Annotated in this window: 4 protein-coding genes, 21 tRNA genes and 1 rRNA gene; 23 read left to right on the top strand and 3 right to left on the bottom strand. The window is 46.2% G+C overall.

Annotation, left to right across the window (positions count from 1 at the left end):
- The 22 genes from rrf to JOD82_RS28705 form a co-directional block, all read left to right on the top strand.
- Nucleotides 1-94, top strand: a 5S ribosomal RNA gene (gene rrf, locus JOD82_RS28810); the annotation flags it as partial.
- A gap of 36 nt (nucleotides 95-130) precedes the next feature.
- Nucleotides 131-207: transfer RNA gene (locus JOD82_RS28805), tRNA-Ile, on the top strand.
- Nucleotides 208-229: 22 nt separating this feature from the next.
- Nucleotides 230-305: transfer RNA gene (locus JOD82_RS28800), tRNA-Ala, on the top strand.
- Between the two features lie 4 nt (nucleotides 306-309).
- Nucleotides 310-385 (top strand) — tRNA-Asn (locus JOD82_RS28795).
- Between the two features lie 35 nt (nucleotides 386-420).
- A tRNA-Met gene (locus JOD82_RS28790) sits at nucleotides 421-494 on the top strand.
- Between the two features lie 3 nt (nucleotides 495-497).
- Nucleotides 498-589: transfer RNA gene (locus tag JOD82_RS28785), tRNA-Ser, on the top strand.
- Between the two features lie 32 nt (nucleotides 590-621).
- Nucleotides 622-693, top strand: a tRNA-Glu gene (locus JOD82_RS28780).
- Between the two features lie 6 nt (nucleotides 694-699).
- Nucleotides 700-775, top strand: a tRNA-Val gene (locus JOD82_RS28775).
- 30 nt (nucleotides 776-805) lie between these two features.
- Nucleotides 806-879 (top strand) — tRNA-Met (locus JOD82_RS28770).
- Nucleotides 880-904: 25 nt separating this feature from the next.
- Nucleotides 905-981, top strand: a tRNA-Asp gene (locus JOD82_RS28765).
- Between the two features lie 66 nt (nucleotides 982-1,047).
- A tRNA-Phe gene (locus tag JOD82_RS28760) sits at nucleotides 1,048-1,120 on the top strand.
- A gap of 26 nt (nucleotides 1,121-1,146) precedes the next feature.
- Nucleotides 1,147-1,222: transfer RNA gene (locus JOD82_RS28755), tRNA-Thr, on the top strand.
- Between the two features lie 4 nt (nucleotides 1,223-1,226).
- Nucleotides 1,227-1,312, top strand: a tRNA-Tyr gene (locus JOD82_RS28750).
- A 19-nt stretch (nucleotides 1,313-1,331) separates the two neighbouring features.
- Nucleotides 1,332-1,404: transfer RNA gene (locus JOD82_RS28745), tRNA-His, on the top strand.
- 17 nt (nucleotides 1,405-1,421) lie between these two features.
- Nucleotides 1,422-1,496 (top strand) — tRNA-Gln (locus tag JOD82_RS28740).
- A 4-nt stretch (nucleotides 1,497-1,500) separates the two neighbouring features.
- Nucleotides 1,501-1,576: transfer RNA gene (locus JOD82_RS28735), tRNA-Lys, on the top strand.
- Nucleotides 1,577-1,590: 14 nt separating this feature from the next.
- A tRNA-Leu gene (locus JOD82_RS28730) sits at nucleotides 1,591-1,678 on the top strand.
- 6 nt (nucleotides 1,679-1,684) lie between these two features.
- Nucleotides 1,685-1,759 (top strand) — tRNA-Gly (locus JOD82_RS28725).
- A 10-nt stretch (nucleotides 1,760-1,769) separates the two neighbouring features.
- Nucleotides 1,770-1,840, top strand: a tRNA-Cys gene (locus JOD82_RS28720).
- A 26-nt stretch (nucleotides 1,841-1,866) separates the two neighbouring features.
- Nucleotides 1,867-1,943 (top strand) — tRNA-Arg (locus JOD82_RS28715).
- Between the two features lie 24 nt (nucleotides 1,944-1,967).
- Nucleotides 1,968-2,041: transfer RNA gene (locus tag JOD82_RS28710), tRNA-Pro, on the top strand.
- Between the two features lie 9 nt (nucleotides 2,042-2,050).
- Nucleotides 2,051-2,121 (top strand) — tRNA-Gly (locus JOD82_RS28705).
- 201 nt (nucleotides 2,122-2,322) lie between these two features.
- On the opposite strand, the gene JOD82_RS28700 is transcribed toward JOD82_RS28705, so the two are convergent.
- From JOD82_RS28700 to JOD82_RS28690, 3 genes are all read right to left on the bottom strand, one after another.
- Entirely contained in the window at nucleotides 2,323-3,426 is a 1,104-nt protein-coding gene (locus JOD82_RS28700; protein WP_029516027.1) for a PAS domain-containing sensor histidine kinase, read from the bottom strand.
- Nucleotides 3,419-4,072 carry a response regulator transcription factor gene (locus JOD82_RS28695; protein ID WP_209950381.1) on the bottom strand — a complete coding sequence of 218 codons (654 nt, stop codon included), beginning with the start codon at nucleotides 4,070-4,072 and terminating at the stop codon, nucleotides 3,419-3,421. The genes JOD82_RS28700 and JOD82_RS28695 overlap by 8 nt, the downstream gene beginning before the upstream one ends.
- A 142-nt stretch (nucleotides 4,073-4,214) precedes the next feature.
- Nucleotides 4,215-4,664, bottom strand: coding sequence for a GAF domain-containing protein (locus JOD82_RS28690; RefSeq protein WP_029516025.1), 450 nt, complete (start codon nucleotides 4,662-4,664; stop codon nucleotides 4,215-4,217).
- 299 nt (nucleotides 4,665-4,963) lie between these two features.
- Here JOD82_RS28690 and JOD82_RS28685 point away from each other — a divergent pair, with 299 nt between their 5' ends.
- On the top strand, nucleotides 4,964-5,704 hold the full coding sequence (locus JOD82_RS28685) for a Crp/Fnr family transcriptional regulator (protein ID WP_029516024.1): 741 nt from the start codon (nucleotides 4,964-4,966) through the stop codon (nucleotides 5,702-5,704).
- Nucleotides 5,705-6,180: the final 476 nt, after the last annotated feature.

Raw genomic sequence — 6,180 nt, 5'->3', positions numbered from 1 at the left:
TCCACACGTACCCATCCCGAACACGACCGTTAAGCCCTCCAGCGCCGATGGTACTTGGACCGCAGGGTCCTGGGAGAGTAGGACGTCGCCAAGCGATATCCTTTAGAGGATGATAAATTTTTACATGTTAGGGCCTTTAGCTCAGCTGGTTAGAGCGCACCCCTGATAAGGGTGAGGTCGGTGGTTCGAGTCCACTAAGGCCCACCACTTCTAGAATAACAAAAAGATTGGGGCCATAGCTCAGCTGGGAGAGCGCCTGCCTTGCACGCAGGAGGTCAGCGGTTCGATCCCGCTTGGCTCCACCAATATTCCCTGATAGCTCAGTTGGTAGAGCACTCGACTGTTAATCGAGTTGTCACAGGTTCGAGTCCTGTTCGGGGAGCCATATTTTGAATATTTCTGACTTTTATATATTAAGGTGGCGGCGTAGCTCAGCTGGCTAGAGCGTACGGTTCATACCCGTGAGGTCGGGGGTTCGATCCCCTCTGCCGCTACTCGGAGAGATACCCAAGTGGCTATAAGGGGACCCTCTGCTAAGGGGTTAGACTGCGAAAGTGGTGCGAGGGTTCGAATCCCTCTCTCTCCGCCATAAATTTATTGAGACCAGAACTTATTTTGCAAGGCCCGTTGGTCAAGGGGTTAAGACACCTCCCTTTCACGGAGGTAACAGGGGTTCGAATCCCCTACGGGTCATAATATGGAGGCTTAGCTCAGCTGGGAGAGCATCTGCCTTACAAGCAGAGGGTCGGGGGTTCGATCCCCTCAGCCTCCACCATAAGAAAATTTGAGAAATGCTTTTTAATGTCGCGGGGTGGAGCAGTTCGGTAGCTCGTCGGGCTCATAACCCGAAGGTCGTAGGTTCAAATCCTGCCCCCGCAATTAATTTCCTATTGGAAATGCCTCTGGAACTGTGGTGTAGAGGCCTAACATGCCTGCCTGTCACGCAGGAGATCGCGGGTTCGAATCCCGTCAGTTCCGCCATTTTAGCTTCATATATAATTGGCATATATAGTGCGGATTATATGATGTAGTAATAAAATTTAATATGGCTCGGTAGCTCAGTCGGTAGAGCAGAGGACTGAAAATCCTCGTGTCGGCGGTTCGATTCCGTCCCGAGCCACCTTTCAAGTGGGAAATGAGTAATGTGCCGGTGTAGCTCAACTGGTAGAGCAACTGACTTGTAATCAGTAGGTTGGGGGTTCAAGTCCTCTCGCCGGCACCATTTTGGAGGATTAGCGAAGTGGCCAAACGCATCAGACTGTAAATCTGCTCCCTTACGGGTTCGGTGGTTCGAATCCATCATCCTCCACCAGTCTTTTCATAATCATATGGCGGTCGTGGCGAAGTGGTTAACGCACCGGACTGTGACTCCGGCATTCGTGGGTTCAAGCCCCATCGGCCGCCCTTTATTCTTAATTTATTGGGGATTAGCCAAGCGGTAAGGCAACGGACTTTGACTCCGTCATGCATAGGTTCAAATCCTATATCCCCAGCCATTAAGAGCCATTAGCTCAGTTGGTAGAGCACCTGACTTTTAATCAGGGTGTCGAAGGTTCGAGTCCTTCATGGCTCACCATTTATAATTATTTTGCGGTCGTGGCGGAATTGGCAGACGCGCACGGTTCAGGTCCGTGTGGGCTAACCCCCCGTGGAGGTTCGAGTCCTCTCGACCGCACCATATTTTGCGGACGTGGCTCAGCGGTAGAGCATCGCCTTGCCAAGGCGAGGGTCGCGGGTTCGATTCCCGTCGTCCGCTCCATTATCCATACGGCGCCATAGCCAAGTGGTAAGGCAAAGCTCTGCAAAAGCTTCATCCCCAGTTCAAATCTGGGTGGCGCCTTGACTACTCATTATGGAATTTAATATGCGCCCTTAGCTCAGCTGGATAGAGCGTTTGACTACGAATCAAAAGGCCGGGAGTTCGAATCTCTCAGGGCGCGCCATTTCTTAAAAAAAATGTATAATGTCGGGATGTAGCTCAGCTTGGTAGAGCACCTGGTTTGGGACCAGGGGGTCGCATGTTCAAATCGTGTCATCCCGATACTGTTTTGCGGGTGTAGTTCAATGGTAGAACTCCAGCCTTCCAAGCTGGTAGCGTGGGTTCGATTCCCATCACCCGCTTTTTGCTATAGCGGATTCTTGTTGCCTCAGTGGTGACACCTTATAAATAAAGAGAGCCTGTCTGGGGACAGAGCTCTCTCTTTTTTTGTATTTATCCTCATGTAATCCACAATGTGTTGATTATCCATAATCTTCGGTATCGGTGTATTCGTTCTGATCATACAACTGGCATACACCGATAACCGATCTAGTGGACAGTTTTTACACGGGAATGGTTAGCTGGATGGAGGTTCCCTCGTCTGGAGCAGAGGTTATGCTCATAAATCCCCCTACCCCTCTAGCTCGTTCTTCCATACTGAACAATCCAACTCCCTCTCCTTGGGACTTTCCAGAGAATCCAATGCCTTTATCCCGAATGGTCACTTGTATCATTTCATTTTGATCCTCAACGTCGACATATGCCTCTGCTACATCTGCGTATTTGGCTACATTCGTTAACGCCTCTTGTACAATCCGATAAATTGCAATTTCCTTGCGAATATCAACCCGTTTACGTAGATTGCATTGAAAATGCACCTCAATCCCGTAATGAGAACAGAAGTTTTCAATATAGGTTCTTATGGCTGGGACGACACCCAGATCATCCAGAACTGAGGGACGAAGTTCCCACGCTAGACCACGAACATCTTTGATGATGTCGGTCACCTGCGAACGGAGATTCTCCAGAGTAGCACTAGGTTGTTCGGCAAGTTGGCTATCCAATTGGATAATAAGTGAAAATAAGCTTTGCCCTATCCCATCATGCAGCTCTCTTGAAAAGCGTTTACGTTCTTCTTCCTGTATTTGCATGACTTGTGTCATCATAGACTGAAGTTCAGCTTCTACTCTCTTCAGTTTAGTGACCTCATTGCGGATCGCTAAGTACTGATAGGGTTTACCTTCCTCGTCCATAAACGGAACGATCGTAGTATTCACCCAGTAGTAGCTGTTATCTTTAGCACGATTACGTATTTCTCCTTGCCATACCTCACCTGAACGGATCGTAGTCCACAGGTTTTTCATGAAGGCGGGGGTATGATAGCCTGAATTAATGAGACGATGATCCTGACCGATCAGCTCTTCACGACTGTATTGCGAAATCTCACAGAACTTGTCGTTTACGTACTGAATAATACCTCGATGATCGGTCAAAGCAACGATGGAAGACGTATCTAGGGCAAATTTCAGATTGGATAATTGGTGGAGTGAGTTACGCAGCGCATGAAGAAAAGGGGATTCTGGTATATAAATTTCCAGATCATTCAGCAGTTTATCGGTTGATTCACCAAAGGCATGCTGCAGTAAAGGGTTAGAAGGTTCATTCATAATGGAGTAGCCCCTTTTTTAGTGCGAATTTGACTAGCTCAGGTCGTGTTTTCAAGTTAAGCTTCTCCATAAGATTGCTTTTATGGGACTCTACGGTTTTGACACTAATCACCAGGTGCACGGCAATTTCCTTGTTGGCATATCCTTTGGCTACCCAGGATAGAATCTCTTTTTCCCGCTCAGACAAGGATTCATAGGGTCCGGCTATGCCTTCCTGTTTGATTTTGTCCAGATATTCACTCATCAGTCGTTTGGTTGCATTCGGGTACAAATAGGCACTACCTTCGGCCACAGACTGGATGGCAGCGAGTAACTCCTCGTGAGGTGCGCTTTTTAAAATATATCCGGATGCTCCAGCTTGAATGGCTCGGAACAGATATTCTTCATCGTCATGCATCGTTAAAATAAGGACTTCTGTATCGGGCAGCTGTTTTTTTAATTCAGTGGTTGCTGTGAGACCATCTTTTCCAGGTGGCATGCTAAAATCCATGAGCACAACATGAGGTTGTAGCTCCACTGCCTTGCGGATTGCCTCATCCCCGTCTGCTGCATCTCCTACTACCTTAATACCGTTTTTGCCGTCCAATAGGGCCATGAGGCCAGAACGTACGACAACGTGATCATCCACTACTAGTATACGAATCAATTTGTCATCCCCTCGAACGGTAAAAAACCGTACGTTTTGTCATAATCATAGCAAATTTTAGGGATTTCAATCAACAAAGATAGTTAGGGACAGCTATATCAAGTATCTGATGAGGATCATTATCTATAGAAACATTGTTGAGCTATGGAGTGAGAGGGTAAGCACATAGTTGGCTAAGGCGTTGAGCTACTTGAGTAGCCTCGGCTATATCAGACTCTGTGAACATCCTCACATCACGATTACCAAGAAGCAGCACACCGTTGGGCAGATCTCCTGTGCTGGAAAAGGGAATGGCAACAGCAGAGTGAAGCTGCTCGGCCAGCATTAGTGCACATTCCTGACGCAGACGTATACTACCTGATAGCAAAGCACTTACAGTTACGGTACGTCCCAAGCGAACAGCCATACCGGCAATACCATGGCCAATCTTAAAAGAAATAAGTCGATAGCGATTGCTTCGGCTACCAGAGGCGTAATACCAATGCAACTTACCACCTGACTTGGACATAAATGCGAGGGCAGTGAGATCACCATAAATAGTATCTCTTAACTGGTTCAGTTCTTTTCGCATTTCATCCGTTATTTGTAGCATAGAAGACACATCCTTTTTCATAACCAAACTATATCTCTAGTTCATTGTAGTTTCGACAGTTGCAAAAGTAGATCGGGGAACCCCCTGATCTATAGGCGCAGGAAACACTGACTTTTCATCTGGTCGGATAAGGAGTAGGGAAATGGTCGATAAATGGGGCGTTAGCTTACTTCAGAAGTGATATTTATCACAGCAAATCAGGGAGTAGGAAGGTATAAAATCAGGTGTTCTCCCGATAACAACCCAGGCGTTAAAACATTATGATATAGATATCAGGTAAACACGAGGAGGACGCTAACATGCAAGCCACTTGTATGGAACGGTTTGGGGACGAAGCGGAACGCACGGGAATTCAGATTTATTTGACAGATGAGCATTTTGATCTGCTAAAAGATATTATGTCCTGGAAGAAGGTAAAGGCAGGCGTTATGCTTTTCCGAGAGGGCGATGATGCAGAGCAGCTTTATTATATACATTCAGGTCATGTCAAACTTCGTAAATCGACAGAAGATGGTAAAGAACTGATTCTGACCATTCAGCATCAAGGCGACTTAATTGGGGAATTTAGCGGAATAGATGGAGAAGAGTATAGTTGCACTGCGGAAACAGCCGATGTGTGTGAGTTAGGCGTCGTGCTTGTTAAGGATCTGGAGTCGCTCTTGTCCAAAAATGGGGAAATGGCGCTTCAGTTCATCCAGTGGATGGCGATGAAGCAACGCATTATGCAATCGCGTTTTCGGGACTTACTGTTGTATGGTAAAACTGGAGCGTTAGCGTCTACATTGATCCGTGCTAGCAATACATGTGGCGTGGCTGTGAAGGATGGCATTTTATTAAATATGAAGCTAAGTCACTCCGAATTAGGTGAGATGATTGGAGCGACGCGCGAGAGCGTGAACCGGATGCTGAGCGCGCTGAAAGAACAGGGAACCCTAGATACAAGGGATGGAAAGATTGTCATTCACGATCTCAAGGTATTACGTGGCATGTGCTGCTGTCCTTCGTACGGCCAATGTGCCCATGAAATTTGTCGCCTCTAATATATGAATACCATTAGGCGGGGTCCAAGAGACTTCGCCTTGCCGCAGGTCTTATAGCAATCTAGCGCATGGGGTACGAACAACATAGATTACCAAATAACTAATTAACGTCGTATAGCGGCTAATTAGCAATAAGGTATATATATTAAATGGAACTGAATGCATGACATTTTATGAACCAACCGTTTTGAAGTAACAGTGGAGCTAATTCTAATAATGGTTGAATAAAAGGAGGAAGGGAGCCCATGTTTTTTTTAAAAAAAAGGTATTTTTACAAGTTGCTTTCTCTGGCTGAAAATGATATATTATTTGAGCTGACAACAAAACAGCAGTTTCAAAAGCGAAAAGCTTGGGTGAAATGATCTTTTTTTAAAAAAATAGCCCTTGCATTTTTGAAACGAACATGATATGATCTTATAGCTGCTGAAAAACGCAGCGAAAGAGAAATGTTTGATCTTTGAAAACTGAACAACGAG

This window comes from Paenibacillus sp. 1182 (assembly GCF_017833915.1).
GTDB lineage: Bacteria > Bacillota > Bacilli > Paenibacillales > Paenibacillaceae > Paenibacillus > Paenibacillus polymyxa_D.
The sequence above is the reverse complement of the archived record's forward strand: the minus strand, read 5'-3'. Positions and strand labels throughout refer to the sequence as shown.